14 protein-coding genes and 1 tRNA gene are annotated in these 14734 nt (G+C 68.7%); 8 read left to right on the top strand and 7 right to left on the bottom strand.

Going from position 1 to position 14734, the window contains the following annotated elements; all coding sequences use genetic code 11:
* Nucleotides 1–6: 6 nt before the first annotated feature.
* Nucleotides 7–1428: a cytochrome ubiquinol oxidase subunit I gene (locus QRN19_RS03840; protein ID WP_285025351.1), complete on the bottom strand. Its 1422-nt coding sequence runs from the start codon at nucleotides 1426–1428 to the stop codon at nucleotides 7–9.
* A gap of 201 nt (nucleotides 1429–1629) precedes the next feature.
* Between QRN19_RS03840 and QRN19_RS03835 the strand changes: the two genes are divergently transcribed.
* The 3 genes from QRN19_RS03835 to QRN19_RS03825 all read left to right on the top strand — a co-directional run bounded on the left by QRN19_RS03835 (nucleotide 1630) and on the right by QRN19_RS03825 (nucleotide 4459).
* Nucleotides 1630–2310 (top strand): DedA family protein, encoded by a 681-nt coding sequence (locus QRN19_RS03835; RefSeq protein ID WP_285025350.1) that lies wholly within the window; start codon nucleotides 1630–1632, stop codon nucleotides 2308–2310.
* A 133-nt stretch (nucleotides 2311–2443) separates the two neighbouring features.
* Nucleotides 2444–3409 carry an App1 family protein phosphatidate phosphatase gene (locus QRN19_RS03830; RefSeq protein WP_085511052.1) on the top strand — a complete coding sequence of 322 codons (966 nt, stop codon included), beginning with the start codon at nucleotides 2444–2446 and terminating at the stop codon, nucleotides 3407–3409.
* A gap of 9 nt (nucleotides 3410–3418) precedes the next feature.
* Nucleotides 3419–4459 carry an FUSC family protein gene (locus QRN19_RS03825; RefSeq protein WP_285025348.1) on the top strand — a complete coding sequence of 347 codons (1041 nt, stop codon included), beginning with the start codon at nucleotides 3419–3421 and terminating at the stop codon, nucleotides 4457–4459.
* Nucleotides 4460–4522: 63 nt separating this feature from the next.
* Here QRN19_RS03825 and QRN19_RS03820 read toward each other — a convergent pair whose 3' ends face one another.
* Both QRN19_RS03820 and QRN19_RS03815 read right to left on the bottom strand, forming a co-directional pair.
* A complete protein-coding gene (locus tag QRN19_RS03820) occupies nucleotides 4523–5077 on the bottom strand; it encodes a YceI family protein (protein ID WP_285025346.1) in 555 nt (184 codons plus the stop codon).
* Between the two features lie 105 nt (nucleotides 5078–5182).
* On the bottom strand, nucleotides 5183–6355 hold the full coding sequence (locus tag QRN19_RS03815; RefSeq protein WP_285025345.1) for a glycoside hydrolase family 3 N-terminal domain-containing protein: 1173 nt from the start codon (nucleotides 6353–6355) through the stop codon (nucleotides 5183–5185).
* Nucleotides 6356–6471: 116 nt separating this feature from the next.
* Between QRN19_RS03815 and QRN19_RS03810 the strand changes: the two genes are divergently transcribed.
* The gene (locus QRN19_RS03810; protein WP_285025344.1) at nucleotides 6472–7641 is read left to right on the top strand and encodes a coiled-coil domain-containing protein; all 1170 of its coding nucleotides are present in this window, start codon (nucleotides 6472–6474) and stop codon (nucleotides 7639–7641) included.
* 9 nt (nucleotides 7642–7650) lie between these two features.
* On the opposite strand, the gene QRN19_RS03805 is transcribed toward QRN19_RS03810, so the two are convergent.
* Nucleotides 7651–8508, bottom strand: coding sequence for a UbiA family prenyltransferase (locus QRN19_RS03805; protein ID WP_285025564.1), 858 nt, complete (start codon nucleotides 8506–8508; stop codon nucleotides 7651–7653).
* Between the two features lie 55 nt (nucleotides 8509–8563).
* On the opposite strand from QRN19_RS03805, the gene QRN19_RS03800 reads away from it, so the two are divergent.
* The 3 genes from QRN19_RS03800 to QRN19_RS03790 are packed head-to-tail and all read left to right on the top strand — an operon-like array spanning nucleotide 8564 to nucleotide 11561.
* Complete coding sequence (locus tag QRN19_RS03800) at nucleotides 8564–9691, top strand: type III polyketide synthase (RefSeq protein WP_285025343.1); 1128 nt, start codon at nucleotides 8564–8566, stop codon at nucleotides 9689–9691.
* Nucleotides 9691–10407, top strand: coding sequence for a class I SAM-dependent methyltransferase (locus tag QRN19_RS03795; protein ID WP_285025341.1), 717 nt, complete (start codon nucleotides 9691–9693; stop codon nucleotides 10405–10407). The genes QRN19_RS03800 and QRN19_RS03795 overlap by 1 nt, the downstream gene beginning before the upstream one ends.
* Entirely contained in the window at nucleotides 10404–11561 is a 1158-nt protein-coding gene (locus QRN19_RS03790; RefSeq protein ID WP_285025340.1) for an FAD-dependent oxidoreductase, read from the top strand. Before QRN19_RS03795 ends, QRN19_RS03790 begins: the two co-directional genes overlap by 4 nt.
* Before the next feature lie 21 nt (nucleotides 11562–11582).
* Here the strand turns inward: QRN19_RS03790 and QRN19_RS03785 are convergent, their stop codons facing one another.
* Nucleotides 11583–13073, bottom strand: a complete 1491-nt coding sequence (locus QRN19_RS03785; protein ID WP_285025338.1) for a DHA2 family efflux MFS transporter permease subunit — start codon at nucleotides 13071–13073, stop codon at nucleotides 11583–11585.
* Between the two features lie 162 nt (nucleotides 13074–13235).
* Between QRN19_RS03785 and QRN19_RS03780 the strand changes: the two genes are divergently transcribed.
* The gene (locus QRN19_RS03780; RefSeq protein ID WP_285025336.1) at nucleotides 13236–14063 is read left to right on the top strand and encodes an aldo/keto reductase; all 828 of its coding nucleotides are present in this window, start codon (nucleotides 13236–13238) and stop codon (nucleotides 14061–14063) included.
* Between the two features lie 71 nt (nucleotides 14064–14134).
* On the opposite strand, the gene QRN19_RS03775 is transcribed toward QRN19_RS03780, so the two are convergent.
* Together QRN19_RS03775 and rsfS are read right to left on the bottom strand one after the other, a co-directional pair.
* Nucleotides 14135–14207: transfer RNA gene (locus tag QRN19_RS03775), tRNA-Ala, on the bottom strand.
* Between the two features lie 107 nt (nucleotides 14208–14314).
* Nucleotides 14315–14692 carry a ribosome silencing factor gene (rsfS, locus tag QRN19_RS03770; protein ID WP_079002329.1) on the bottom strand — a complete coding sequence of 126 codons (378 nt, stop codon included), beginning with the start codon at nucleotides 14690–14692 and terminating at the stop codon, nucleotides 14315–14317.
* Nucleotides 14693–14734 lie beyond the last annotated feature (42 nt).

Below are 14734 nucleotides of genomic sequence, written 5' to 3'. Positions count from 1 at the left end.
GCGCTCCTAGTAGACCGTGGTCGCGGGGGCGGCGGGCTTCTGCACGCCGTCCTCGTCGGGTTCGGACAGCTCGATCGGGTCGGGTCCAGCCTTGATCGTCTTCTTCAGCAGACCGAACTCGACGACGAGCAGGGCGCCGTAGACGGCTGTGAAGGCGATCAGCGAGATCAGGACGTCGAGGCCGGTGGTGTTCGGCGAGACCGCGTCCTCCGTCTTCAACAGACTGAAGACGATCCACGGCTGGCGGCCCATCTCGGTGAAGACCCAGCCCATGGTCATGGCGAGGAAGGGCATCGGGACGGCCCAGACCGCGACGCGCCACATCCAGCGCTTCGGCTCGCGGCCCTTGCGGGTGAACCAGAGACCGGCGGCCGCGACGAGCATCGAGGCGAGGCCGAGGCCGATCATCCAGCGGAACGCCCAATAGGTGACCCAGATGACGGGCGAGTAGTCGCCCGGACCGTAGAGCTGGGTGTACTGGGCCTGGAGGTCGTTGATGCCCTCGACCGTGCCGTCGAAGGTGTGGGTCGACAGGAACGACAGGAGGTACGGGATGCGGATCGAGAAGAGCTCGTGGACGCCGTCGGGCGTGCCGAGGGTGAAGATCGAGAAGGAGGCGTCCGCACCACTCGCCGTGTTGTACATCGCCTCCGCAGCCGCCATCTTCATCGGCTGGGTCTCGACCATGGCGAGGCTGAGCTGGTCGCCGGCGAGCATGGTGGCACCGCCCGCGAGGAGCATGCTCCACGCACCGACCTTGAGCGCCGGGCGCATCGCCTCGACGTGCTGGCCCCGGGCGAGGTGCCAGGCGGCAGCGGTGATGATGACGGCTGCGGAGACCATGAAGCACGCGAAGATCGTGTGCGGGAATGCGGCCAGAGCGACCTTGTTGGTCAGCAGCTCCCAGATGTTCGTGAGCTCGGCGCGGCCGCGCTCCTCGTTGATCCGGAAGGCGACCGGGTTCTGCATGAAGGCGTTCGCCGCGATGATGAAGTAGGCCGACAGGACGGTGCCGAGCGCCACGATCCAGATGGTGGCGAGGTGGAGCTTCGGTGACAGCTTGTCCCAGCCGAAGATCCAGAGCCCGATGAAGGTCGCCTCGAGGAAGAACGCGAGCAGGCCCTCGAGTGCCAGCGGTGCGCCGAAGACGTCGCCGACGAACCTGGAGTAGGTGGACCAGTTCATGCCGAACTGGAACTCCTGGACGATGCCGGTCACGACGCCCATGGCGAAGTTGATGAGGAAGATCTTCCCGAAGAAGCGGGTGAGCTGCAGGTAGTGCAGCTTGCCGGTCCGGACCCAGGCGGTCTGGAACCCGGCGACCGTCACCGCCATGCCGATGGTGAGCGGCACGAAGATGAAGTGGTAGACGGTGGTGAGGCCGAACTGCCATCGGGACAGCAGTAACGGGTCGAGAAGGTCGTTCACGATGATCACTCCATTTTTCGCGGCATCCAGGGAAGGCGGCGCAGGTGCGGCCCGATCGGGGTGGTCATCCCCGTGGCTTCGATCCATGTCGTCGAGACCCATGGTACAGGACTTCACGCCTGTGGTCAGACCACACATCCAAGGGTGTCCTAACAGGGGTTTCCGAGCCGCTCCCACACCCGCGGCAGTAGGCTCTGAGCCGTGAACGACGTGCTCGGCTGGCTGCTCGACCTGGTGCAGAGCGTCGACCCCGTGACGCGCACGATCCTCGCCGGCGTCGGCATCATGCTCGAGACCTCGGTCCTCGTCGGCCTCGTCATCCCGGGCGACACCGTCGTCATCGTCGCCAGCACCGCCGTCGTCGGACCTGTCCAGTGGGTCTCGATGATCCTCGTCGTCATCACCGGCGCGCTCATCGGCGAGTCCGTCGGGTTCGCGCTCGGCCGCTGGTTCGGCCCACGTATCCGTGCCAGCAGACTCGGCCGTCGCATCGGCGAGCGGCACTGGGCCCGTGCCGAGCGCTATCTCGACCGGCGGGGTGGCATCGCCGTCTTCATCTCGCGATTCCTCCCGGTCCTCCACTCACTCATCCCCCTCACGGTCGGCATGAGCACGATGAGCTACCGACGCTTCATCTCCTGGACACTGCCCGCCTGCATCATCTGGTCCTCGGCCTACGTCTCCGTCGGAGCACTGGCCGCGGGCAGCTATCGCGAGCTGTCGGACCGCCTCCATGGGGCGGGCTACGTCTTCGTCGGCATCATCGTCGTCTTCGCCGTCGTGGTCCTCGTCGTGAAGCGACTCCTCCAGCGGAGCGAGGAGCGACACATGCTCGCCCAGGAGGACGCGACACCTCCCGACGACGCCTCGACGCCCGAGTAGCAGACCACCGTCATCGCCGCGAGACGGCGGGCCGGACGCACCGGCATGACAGACTGAACGGGTGAAGGCATCCGACGATCGTCCAACGGCCTCCTCCGACGCCGCCGAGCAGATCCGGCACTTCGCCGCACGGATGGAGGACGCCGTCCAGCTGCGCCGCCAGCGTCGTGCGAGGCGGCACGGACGTGAAGCGGCGATCATCCCCTTCACCGGCTACGGATCGACGTCATGGATCCGTGTCCTGGCCAGGGTCGTCCTGGCGGAACCCGGCAAGACCACCGTCCAACCGCAGCAGAAGGTGCGCGGCTGGAAGAGCTTCTTCGCGCTGAGTATCGCCGACCCGACGGTCGAGGTGGAGGTCGACGGACAGCGTCACACGGTCACGGGCGACCGAGGCGGAGTGGTCGACGCGGTGGTCCAGGTGTCACTCACCCCCGGCTGGCACACACTCCGACTGAGCTCGGAGGGCAGCGACCCGGTCGAAGCGCCGGTCTTCATCGTCGCCGACGACATCGAGTTCGGCATCGTGTCCGACATCGACGACACGGTGATGGTGACGGCGCTCCCCCGCCCACTCGTCGCGGCCTGGAACACCTTCGTCCTCGACGAGCACGCCAGGACACCGGTGCCCGGCATGGCGGTCTTCCTCGAGCGCACGGCGCGCGAGCACCCCGGTTCGCCGATCATCTACCTCTCCACCGGCGCCTGGAACGTCGCGCCGACCCTCACCCGGTTCCTCTCGCGCAACCTCTACCCGGCAGGAGCCCTCCTCCTCACCGACTGGGGTCCGACGCACGACCGGTTCTTCCGCAGCGGTCGCGAGCACAAGCGCAACAACCTGGACCGGTTCGCCGAGGACTTCCCGCGTCTGCGGTGGCTCCTCGTCGGCGACGACGGACAGCACGACGAAGCCCTCTACCGGAGCTTCGAGGAACGCCACCCCGACCGCGTCGCCGCCGTGGCGATCCGTCAGCTCTCCCCAGGTGAGGCGGTCCTCGCCGGCGGGCGCTCGAAGGTCGGCGCCCAGCACGAAGGTGCCCCCTGGGTCTACGCGGGGAACGGCGCGGAACTGCTCGACCAGCTCCACGACAAGCTCTGACGGCACCGCATGTCCGTCGTACCCGTCCTGCGAACCCGATCACGGCTGCCCCTGCTCCAGGTGCTCAAGACGGCGCTGGCCGCCATCGCGTCCTGGATCGTCGCGATCACGATCATCCCGGGTCAGCTCCCGGTCTTCGCCGCCATCGCGGCCATCCTGGTGGTGCAGCCGAGCGTCAACCAGTCGTTCGGGAAAGCGCTGGAACGCAGCCTCGGGGTCATCACCGGCGTCGTCCTCGCGACGGCCATCGGGATCGTCTTCGGACACTCCGCCTGGATCGTGCTCCTGGCCATCGTCATCTCGATCCTCCTCGGATGGGTCCTCCGCCTCGGGCCCGGATCCGCGAACCAGATCCCGATCAGCGCGATGCTCGTGCTATCGATCGGCGCGGCGACCCCGGACTACGCGGTCGCGCGGATCGTCGAGACCCTGCTCGGTGCGGGCATCGGGCTCCTGGTCAACGTCGTCCTCGTCGCACCGGTCCTCCTCGCTCCCGCGAAGGCGGCGGTGACCACCCTCGCACTCGCGTGCGCCGACACCCTGGACCATCTCGCCACGTCACTCACGCGCGCGAACTCGGACCCGGAGCTGGTGGCGTTGCTCCAGGAGGCTCGGGCGTTGAAGCCCCTGCGGGACCGGGCGATCGCCGCGGTGAAGGAAGGCGACGACAGCCTCCTGCTCAACCCCCGTCGATCGCGGCACCGTGATGAGCTCGACCGTCAGCGCCTGCTGCTGCGTCGACTCGAGCCGGTCGTCACGAGGACGCTCGGGATGGCGCGCTCGGTGCACGACCACGACGACCCGACCCTGCACGAGGAACCGACAGTGGCGGACATCGCCGTCGAGCTCACGAGGGCGGCCCACGACCTCAGGCTGCTCGTGAACGATCGTGCTGCATCCGACGAGCCGCCGACGGAGACCGCGGAGATCCCGGCGCTGACGGCTCCCCTCGTGATCGCCCGCCCGCACCCCCAGCACTGGATCCTCATCGGATCGCTCATGGAGGACCTCCGTCGCGTGCGCGACGAGATCGTCGGCGAGCCGACCTGAGTCGGCCGGATAGCACGAAGGGCCGGCGGAGCGATGCTCCACCGGCCCTTCGACGTCCTGGGACTACGCCTGGTGCGCGGCCTGCAGTTCGATGGTGATCGTGACGTCGTTGCCGAGCAGCACGCCGCCGGTCTCGAGCGCCGCGTTGTAGGTGAGGCCGAAGTCCTCGCGGTTGATCTTGGCGGTCGCCGTGGCGCCGAACTTGTAGTTGCCGTAGGGGTCTGTCGCGAAGCCGCCGAACTCGACGGTGAAGGTGACGGGCTTGGTCACGCCCTTGATCGTGAGGTCGCCGTCGACGAGGAAGTCGTCGCCCTTGGCGCGGGCACCGGTCGAAACGAAGTCGATCGTCGGGTAGGTCTCGGCGTCGAAGAAGTCGCCGGTGCGGAGGTGACCGTCGCGGTCGGCCTGGTTCGTGTTGATCGATGCGACCTCGGCGGACGCGGTGATCTTCGTCTCGAGGGGGTTCTCCGGCGTGACGAACGTCGCGTTGAAGCGCTCGAACTTGCCCTTGACCTTCGAGACCATGATGTGGCGGATGCTGAAGCCGACCTCGCTGTGCGTGGCGTCGACCTCCCAGGTGCCAACCTTGTAGCCGGGAATCGTCAGGGTGTCGGTCATGCGGTACTCCTTGCGTCGATGTGCGGCGCGCTCGCGCCACGTTCTATTCAAACGCACGGACCTGGGAGCTATTCCCGCATCCCCGAGAAATTCTCCTCACCGACATCAGCGCGACATCGGCCGGAGCGACGGCAGGCCGAGCCGGACGCGCAGGAGTCGGTGCGCCGCCTCTGCGATCGTCGCCTCCGGAATCCTCCCGGACCTGACCGCGGCGGCGATGTCGGCCACGAGCACGGCCGGGTCTGCACCGGTCGACGACGGGTCGGCCCCGAGGACGTAGAGCAGCATCGTGTTGCCGGCGGCCACGGCGCGGATCGCGTTCTCCGAGGGGTTCTGATACTCCGGCAGACCCGTGTGCTGCAGCATGAGCATGTCGTCGGTGATCGTGACACCGGTGAAGCCGAGGTCGTTCCGGAGGCGTTCGTGCCAGGCCGCCGAGAGTGTCGCCGGTGCAGCGTCGACCGCCGAGTAGACCAGATGGCCGAACATGACGACTTCGGCCCCGGCGTCGATACCGGCGACGAACGGCAGGGCGTCGGTCGCGGCCCAGTCCGCGGCACCGATGGCCGTCGTCGGGACCGTCGAGTGCGAGTCCCCCGGCGCCTGTCCATGGCCGGGGAAGTGCTTCAGCGTGCTGAGCACCGTACCCCGCTCGCCGCGGACGGCCGCGGCCACGCGCTCCGCCGACGCGTCCGGTGTCGTGCCGAGGGCACGGTCGTAGATGAAGGAGTCCGGATCGGCGGTCTCGTCCGCGACGACGCCGAAGTTGACCGAGCAACCGGCGCTGGCGAGCATGGCCGCTCGCCCGCGGAACGCCTCCTCGCTCGCAGCGGACGGCTGCGACTTCAGGGTGTCCGCAGCGGCGAACGCGTCCTCGTCGATGCGCCGGACGTCGCCGCCCTCCTGGTCGATGCCGATGAGCAGCGGCATGGTCGGGTCCGGGCTGAGGGCGCTCGTCACCGCGGGGAGCCCCGCGAGACCCGGCACGTTGTCGCCCATGATGATGAACCCGCCCGGCCGATACCGCTCGACGAACGCCCGGAGCGTGCCCGGGTCGGTGCCTGGAGCGTGGAGCATCAGCATGGATGCGATCCGCTGTTCCAGGGTCATCGCGGCGAGTTCGGCGGCCGCACGCTGGTCGGCGGCTCCCGGAGCCGTGCTCGTGGGGCGGTTCGACGGCCTCGAGGATCCGGGCCCCGTGCACCCGGACAGGCCGAGGACGGCACCCGCCGCCATCGAGGCGCCGACTGCGAGAAACCCTCGTCGTCCCAGCTGCACCGGCCCACTCTAGGCTCGGATCTTCCACGCAGGCTGGGCGTCGCTCCCGGTGTGGCAGGAGTGACGAATGTGACATCGGCGGCTACACTTGCGTGGGTGACAGCCAGGATGGACGCATGCGCAAGCCGCTGACAGCCCTCTCGACCCGCTCGAGGGGCGTCTCGCGAGCCGCCGCCCTCGGAGCCGCGCTCGTCATCGCGGTGTCGGTCGCAAGCCCGGCGGCCGCCGTGACCCCCACATCGTTCCGGACCGCCGACTACCCGAGCTGGGACGACGTCCAGGCGGCCAAGGCGAACGAATCGACCGCTCAGGCCGAAGCCGACCGGATCGTTTCCCTCCTCGACGGCCTGCGCGACGAATCCGCCAGGCTCGGCGACGAAGCCGTCCGCCAGGGCGCGGCGGCCGGTGAGGCCAAGGCTGCGTACGACGCGCAGGCCGCCGTCGCCGACACGATCAGTGCGCAGGCGACCGCCGCAGCGTCGGCAGCGGCGTCGAGTAAGCGCCAGGCCGGAGCGGTCATCGCGCAGATGACGCGCACCGGCGGCGTCGATCCGACGCTCTCCCTCGTCCTCTCCGGTGCAGCCGACGACGACCTCCTCTCCAAACTCAGTGCGGTCAGCAAGCTGAGCGAGACCTCAGCTCGAGACCTCGCGTCCGCGACCGCCGCGAGCAACACGGCGACTGCGCTCGCCGAGCAGGCGACCGCGGCCGAGACCGAACGTCAGCGACTCTCGGAGGCGGCGGACGCCACCTACGAGACAGCCCAGTCCGCGAGCGACGCCGCCGATGCGGCGGTCGCCGAGCAGCAGGCCAACCGCGATCGGCTGTACCAGCAGCTCGCCGTCCTCAAGAACACCTCCGCTGCCGTCGAACAGGCCTACGCGCAGAGCCAGGAGGCGATCGCCGCGGAGGAGCAGCGACGCAACGAGGCGACCGGCGGCGAGGGCTCCACGAGCGCCCCGCCGCCGGACCTCGCGGCCGACCCGGCGGGCGCGAAGGCGTACGCGCAGTCCGCGATCGGCGCCTACGGCTGGGGCAGCGGTGAGTTCCAGTGCCTGCTGCAGCTCTGGACCCGAGAGTCGAGCTGGCGTGTCAACGCCTACAACGAGTCCAGCGGCGCCTACGGAATCCCGCAGTCCCTGCCCGGGAGCAAGATGGCCAGCTCCGGCGACGACTGGCGCACCAATGCGGCGACGCAGATCAACTGGGGCCTGAACTACATCGACAGCCGGTACGGCTCCCCCTGCGGCGCGTGGGCGCACTCGGAAGCGACCAACTGGTACTGACGCCCCGTCTCAACCGACCAGGGCCGCGCCGAGATTCGTCCCGGCCACTGCCAGCACCACGGTGACGAGCAGGGCGGCCCCGATGATCAGTCGGAACAGCAGACGGTCCGGCGCTCGGGTTCCGACGAGCACGAGCCCCCACACGACGAGCGCGAGGACGCCGACCGCGCCCAGCACCCCGACGACCGGCGGTGCGGTCGGCCTGCCGACGAAGATCCCGCTCTGTCCGAGGACGGCGACAACACCTGAGACGCCGAGGGCGACGAAGGCCGTCCGACCGGCGGTCCGCGCGCCGAGCCGGTGCGGCAGACCGCGGACGCCGGTCCGCAGGTCGTCTTCGAGATCAGGCAGCGCGTTCGTGAAGTGGATCGCGACACCGAACAGTCCACCGACGGCGAGCGTCCACGCGGCCGGGACGATCGGCGGGACAGCCGCGTAGGTGACCACGGCAGGCAGTGCGCCGAACCCCACGATGAACGGGACGACCGACCAGGCCGTCGATTTGAGGCCGAGGTTGTAGGCCCACCCGCAGACGAGGAAGAGCAGGTGTGCGGCAGCCGACGCCCAGCCGAGGGATGCCGAGAGCGGAATGCTCGCCGCCCCTGCCAGGAGGGCCGCCAGCCGGACCGTCGAGACACCGAGGTCACCGCGCGCGACCGGTTTGTCCTGTCGCTCCGAGTGACGATCGCGTCTGGCGTCGAGCCAGTCGTTGGACCAGCCGATCGAGAGCTGGCCGACGAACACCACCACAGCGAGCAGGACTGTCCGGAGGGGCGACAGGCCGACGGCCGATCCGAGCACGACGGCGAGAACGGTCACCGCGACGGTCGGCCCGGGATGCGAGGACGCGAACAGACGACGGACCATGGAGAACACCGCCTCAGCTTAGGGCGACACCCGGGCCACGGCGGTACACTGCAGCATGACCGTCTCCGTGAGGGCGATCGGCGTGGCCGTTCCTCAGACCATCCTTCATCAAGACGAGATCAGGGATGTGTTCCGCGACCAACCCGGGCGGACCCGGCTCGCCCGACGTCTCATCGGTGCCGCGTTCGACGCGTCCGCCATCGAGACCAGGCACACCGTCATCGACGCCTTCGACCACGAGGTCGAGACGACCACGGCCGCCTTCTACGACGCGGAGCAGCGGCAGGTGCTCTCCCCGCCCACCGGTGTGCGGAACGACGCCTACATCGAGCACGCTCCACCGCTGCTCCTCGAGGCCGCACGGCGGGCATTGGACGCCGCCCCCGGCCTGTCGGCGGCGGACGTCACCCACGTCGTGACCGCCTCTTGCACGGGGTTCTTCGCGCCCGGGCCGGAGTACCTCCTCGTGCGAGACCTCGGGCTCGACCCGAGCACGGAGCGCTATCACCTGGGGTTCCAGGGGTGTTTCGCCGCGTTCCCCGCCCTTCGCGCCGCAGAGGCGTTCTGCCTGGCAGACCCCGACGCCGTCGTCCTCGTGGTCTGCATCGAGCTCTGCTCCATCCATCTCCGTTCCTCCGACGACCCCGACGTGATCCTCGGTTCCTCGGTCTTCGCCGACGGTGCAGCGGCCGCCGTCGTGACCGGTCGCGACACCGGTTCCACCGCGCCCGTGCTCGAGTTCGACGGCTGGTCCACGGCACTGGTGCCGGACGGCGAGACCGAGATGGCCTGGACGATCGGCGATCACGGGTTCGAGATGGTCCTGAGCGGCGCGGTCCCCAAGCTGATCGGCGAGCACCTCGAGATCGCCCTCCGCCCACTCCTCGCCGCAGCCGACGACGCCCCGGTGTCGTCGATCGACCGCTGGGCGATCCATCCCGGTGGCCGGAGCATCCTCGACCGGGTCCAGCGAGGATTCGGGCTCGACGACGAACTGCTGGCTCCGTCACGCACAGTGCTGCGCGAGTACGGCAACATGTCGAGCGCGACCGTGCTCTTCATCCTCCAGCGCCTGATGGACGATCCGCCGGCCGACGTCGACGAGCGGGTGTGCGCCCTCGCCTTCGGTCCGGGGCTGACGATCGAGAGCGCGCTGCTCCGGCTCCGGGCCGGCCGAGTCTGATGCTGCCCGACCTCGGCCGCCGTGCGACGGATCTCCTCGAACTGATGGACGATCCCGACTGCGATCCCGCGCTGCTGGACGCCACCTACGCCAGGTTCGCGACGGTGAACCGGCTCGTCTCCGGCTGGCGTGGCCTGTACCGGTCGCGCATCCGTCCACTCTTCGACCCCTCCCGGACCACGACGATCCTCGACATCGGCTTCGGTGGTGGCGATGTCGCCGTGGCCATCGCCGACTGGGCGCAAGCCGACCACCTCCCCGTGCAAGTCGTGGGGATCGATCCCGACGAGCGGTCCGTGGCCTTCGCCCGTCGCCGGTACCCCGATGGCCCCGTCGCCTTCCGTCCGGCGCACAGCAGCGACCTCGTCGCCGCCGGCGAGGAGGCCGACATCGTCCTGTCCAACCACGTGCTCCACCACCTCGATCCCGCGGGACTGTCGAGCCTGCTGGCCGACAGCTCGCGGATCGCCCGACGACTCGTCCTGCACAGCGACCTCGAGCGCAACCGACTCGCGTATGCGGCCTATGGACTCGCCACCCGACCGGGACGGAAACGGTCCTTCCTGCACGTCGACGGGCTCCGCTCGATCCGTCGCAGCTATCGCCAGGAGGAGCTGCAGCGGCTCGTGCCCGACGACTGGACCGTCGAACGCCGGTTCCCCATGCGGCTCCTGCTGTCGCAGCGCGTCGCCCCGGCGACGGACGGACGCCCATGACCCAGGTGCTCGTCATCGGTGGCGGACCGGTCGGCCTCGTGTCCGCGATCCTCCTCGCTCAGGCCGGCGTCGACGTGACCGTCTGGGAACGGCGGTGGGACTCCCCGACCGGTACTCGGGCGATCGGGATCCACCCGCCGTCGCTCGACCTGTTCGAGCGGCTCGGTGTCCTCGACGAGATCCGCCGCGACGCGGTCCGGATCGACCAGGGCGAAGCCTGGAACGCCGGCCGACGCCTCGGGACGGTCGTGTTCCGTGACCTGCCAGTTCCTCACCCCTACGTCGCCGCGCTCGAGCAATGGCGGACCGAACGGATCCTCCGTGCTCGACTCGAAGCCGTCGCGCCGGGATCGCTCCGGACGGGGACGAGCTGTACGCGGTTGACCCCGGCCGAGGACGGTGTCCTCGTGTCCGGGAACGACGCCGATGGAACGGTGAGCACCCGCGCAGCCGTCGTGGTCGTCGCAGCAGGCGGACGCGCCGCCGTCGACGGGATGCAGGCTCCGGGCCCCGTGCACCAGTATCGGGACCGGTACCTCATGGGCGACGTCGCGGATCGGAGTGGGGCCGGTTCCATCGCCAGGGTGCACCTGCACCACCGAGGGGTCGTCGAGTCCTTCCCGCTCCCCCATGGCATGCGACGATACGTCGTGCACACCGGGTACTCGGTCGAGCAGGACGCCGCCCGCCCGGAACCCACCGCGTCCGACCTCGCGTCCCTCGTCGCCGACCGCACCGGCGACGACGTGGATCCGGCGACGAACACCATGCTCAGCGCGTTCGGCGTGCTTCGTCGACGACGGAAGCGCGTCGTCGACGGTCGGGTCGTCTATCTGGGCGACGCCGCCCACGAGATCAGCCCGATCGGCGGGCAGGGCATGAACCTGGGCTGGTCCGACGCACGGGTCTTCGCGCCACTGATCGCTCGCATGACCACCGGACATCTCTCGACACAGCACGACGTGGCCGCGGCCGTCTCCCGCCAACAGCGCGCGATCCGTCGGGCCTCATGGCAGGCGGAGCTCAACATGCGCTTGGGGCGTCCGTTGCCGGGCCCGCTCGTCGGAATCAGAGACCTCGCGCTGCGAACCGCGCTCAACGGACCCGTGATGCCGATCCTCGCCGACGCCTACACGATGCGCTGGCTGCGCTGACGCCAACCGAGGTCGTGCGGTTCAGTGACCGACGTGCACGCCCGCCGAAGCCTGGTCCGTTCGCCGGATGAGGAACGACGCACCGACCGCGAGCAGCGAGAGCACGGCGCCGCACATGAACGCAGTCTGCACGCCGGCTGCCGTCGCGTCGACCGCGGAACTCCCGACGGCCGCACGAGCCGCCGCGGTGGTCGACATCATGGTGATGAACAACGCCGTCCCCGCTGCACCGGCCAGTTGCTGGACCGTGCCGACGATGGCGCTGCCGTGCGGGTAGAGCTCGGGCCGCAGTGAACCGAGCGCCGAGGTGAGGAGCGGTGTGAACATGAACGCGAGGCCGGCGCTCAGCAGCACGTGCACGGCGATGATCATGACGATGGCGCTGTCGACGCCGAGCATCGTCAGCAGCCAGAGCGCAGCACTCACGGCGAAGGCCCCGGGGATCACCAGTGGACGTGGGCCGAACCGGTCGAACAGGGACCCGACCAGCGGCGCGAGGGCAGCCATCGTCAAGCCGCCGGGCAGGAGCATGAGGCCGGTGGTCAGCGTGTCGACCTGGAGGACGTTCTGCAGGTAGATGGGCAGGATGATCAGCGAGCCGAACAGCGCCATCATGACGATCGCGACGAGGATGATCGAGACGGTGAAGGAGCGGTTCGCGAAGGTGCGCAGGTCCATGAACGCCCGGTCGTCGCGCGCGAGGGCGCGCTGCCGGAGGACGAACCCCAGCAAGGCGAGGACACCGGCCGTCAGTGGGATCCAGACGGGCATGAGCGCGTGTCCCTCGGCGGACTCACCGATGCTGCTCAGACCGAAGATGAGGCCACCGAACGCGAAGGCGGAGAGGACGAGCGACAGCACGTCGAAGCGGACCCGACGCGGCTCCGTGACGTTCCGCACGAGGACAGCGCCGAGAACCAGCGACACCACGGCGATCGGGAGGACGATCCAGAACATCCAGCGCCAGTCGAGCACGCTGAGGATGAGGCCGGAGACGGTCGGCCCGACGGCCGGGGCGACCGAGATGACGATCGAGATCGCACCCATCGTCCGGCCGCGTGCCGAGACCGGCACGACGTTGAGCACGGTCGTCATGAGCAGCGGCATCATGATGGCGGTACCGCTGGCCTGGACGACACGACCGAGCAGCAGGGTGCCGAAGCCCGGGGACAGTGCGGCGATGAGTGTGCCGAGGCTGAACAGCACCATCGCGGTGATGAACATCGTCCGGAGGGAGAACCGCTCCAGGAGGAAGCCGGTCGCCGGGATCACGACGGCCATGGTGAGCATGAAACCGGTGGTCAGCCACTGCGCGGAACTCGCCGTGATGTCGAGGTCCTCCATGAGCCGCGGCAGGGCGACGCTCATGATCGTCTCGTTGAGGATGACGACGAACGCCGACACGAGGAGCAACCCGATCAAGAGCTTGGACCCGGGCGGGAGGCGGTCGTCCGACGGCTTCCCGTTCGTCGGGATCGAACCGGTCGGATTCGGCACGGTCTCAGTCGTCATAGCGGTGTCATCCTTCTCAGGCCTCGGCCGTCGTGCGGGCAGACGCCTGCCCTCTGGAAAGACAAGCGCAGGGTCGCCGCGGGTATTCCCGCGACTGTCGACCGGTTACGCGCAGGGCGAAGACCCGTTCCGTACGGACGGTTCCGGTGCCAGCATGAGGACATGACAGTTCCCACCATCACCCTGAACGACGGCAACACCATCCCTCAGCTCGGCTTCGGCGTCTTCCTCGTCGACCCGCAGGAGGCCGAACGCATCGTCTCGGACGCGCTGGAAGTCGGATACCGGCACATCGACACCGCGGCCATCTACAAGAACGAGGAGGGCGTCGGCGCCGCCATCGCGAAGTCGGGCATCCCCCGCGACGAACTCTTCATCACCACGAAGCTCTGGAACGACCGCCACCAGAAGGCGTCCGCGCACGCCGCCATCGACGAGAGCCTCGACAAGCTCGGTCTCGACCACGTGGACCTGTACCTGACCCACTGGCCGACCCCGGCCAAGGACGACTACCTCGAAGCGTGGCTCGCGCTCGAGGAGATCAAGGCCGCCGGCAAGGCTCGTTCGATCGGTGTGTCGAACCACCAGGTCGAGCACCTCGAGAAGCTGATCGCCGGTTCCGAGACGGTCCCCGCGGTCAACCAGATCGAACTCCACCCGGCGTTCGCCCAGCGTGAGTTGCGCGCCTTCGGTGCCGAGCACGGTATCCACATCGAGTCCTGGGGCCCGCTCGGTCAGGGCAAGTACGACCTCTTCGGCGAGCAGGCCGTCTCCGCCGCAGCCGAGGCACACGGCGTCACGCCGGCGCAGGTCGTCATCCGGTGGCACCTGCAGAACGGACTCATCGTCTTCCCGAAGTCGAACTCGCGCGAACGCATCGCCCAGAACTTCGACGTCTTCGGCTTCGAGCTGTCCGCCGACGAGATCGCGTCCATCGACGCCCTCGACTCGGGCAAGCGCGTCGGCAGCCACCCCGACGAGGTGAACTGACCTCAGGGTCCCACCCCAACGAAGAAGTCCCCGTCAGCTGTTCGGCTGACGGGGACTTCTTGGTGTTCGGGTGGATCTGAGGGGACTCGAACCCCTGACCCCCTGCATGCCATGCAGGTGCGCTACCAGCTGCGCCACAGACCCGTATTCAACTTGCTTGCCCCTGCTGTTTCAGCGGAAGCAACTTGAATAGGTTACTACATCTTGAGAGCGGTTGTGACCACTTTCGGTGCTCGGCACCGACGGGATGGTCAGTTCGCGGGCTGCGGTGCGGACGAGACCAGCGGAATCACCGGGCAGTCCTTCCACAGACGCTCCAGCGAGTAGTACATCCGCTCCTCCTCGTGGAACACGTGGACGACGACCTCGCCGAAGTCGAGCAGGATCCACCGCCCCTCGGACTTGCCCTCACGTCGAAGGGTCTTCACGCCGCTCGCGTTCAGGCGGTCCTCGACCTCGCCGGCGATCGCGACGACGTTGCGCTCACTCCGACCGGTGACGAGGAGGAAGGCGTCGACGAACGGCAACGGACCGGAGACGTCGAGCGCGACGAGATCCTCGCCGCCCTTGGACTCTGCTGCGGTCGCTGCGAGCTGGACGGCGTCCAGTGTGGTGTCGGACAGGGTCATGTGGTGTACTCCTCTGGCGATCGCATGATGAGCGATCGGATG

The organism is Plantibacter sp. ME-Dv--P-122b, from assembly GCF_030209375.1.
GTDB lineage: Bacteria > Actinomycetota > Actinomycetes > Actinomycetales > Microbacteriaceae > Plantibacter.
This window is presented reverse-complemented; position numbering and strand designations above follow the sequence as displayed.

Coding starts and splice junctions, on each gene's coding strand:
- QRN19_RS03785 (WP_285025338.1), bottom strand. CDS start 13,073: ATGACGACTGAGACCGTGCCGAATCCGACCGGTTCGATCCCGACGAAC.
- QRN19_RS03810 (WP_285025344.1), top strand. CDS start 6,472: ATGCGCAAGCCGCTGACAGCCCTCTCGACCCGCTCGAGGGGCGTCTCG.
- QRN19_RS03780 (WP_285025336.1), top strand. CDS start 13,236: ATGACAGTTCCCACCATCACCCTGAACGACGGCAACACCATCCCTCAG.
- QRN19_RS03830 (WP_085511052.1), top strand. CDS start 2,444: ATGGAGGACGCCGTCCAGCTGCGCCGCCAGCGTCGTGCGAGGCGGCAC.
- QRN19_RS03795 (WP_285025341.1), top strand. CDS start 9,691: ATGCTGCCCGACCTCGGCCGCCGTGCGACGGATCTCCTCGAACTGATG.
- rsfS (WP_079002329.1), bottom strand. CDS start 14,692: ATGACCCTGTCCGACACCACACTGGACGCCGTCCAGCTCGCAGCGACC.
- QRN19_RS03805 (WP_285025564.1), bottom strand. CDS start 8,508: ATGGTCCGTCGTCTGTTCGCGTCCTCGCATCCCGGGCCGACCGTCGCG.
- QRN19_RS03790 (WP_285025340.1), top strand. CDS start 10,404: ATGACCCAGGTGCTCGTCATCGGTGGCGGACCGGTCGGCCTCGTGTCC.
- QRN19_RS03825 (WP_285025348.1), top strand. CDS start 3,419: ATGTCCGTCGTACCCGTCCTGCGAACCCGATCACGGCTGCCCCTGCTC.
- QRN19_RS03820 (WP_285025346.1), bottom strand. CDS start 5,077: ATGACCGACACCCTGACGATTCCCGGCTACAAGGTTGGCACCTGGGAG.
- QRN19_RS03800 (WP_285025343.1), top strand. CDS start 8,564: ATGACCGTCTCCGTGAGGGCGATCGGCGTGGCCGTTCCTCAGACCATC.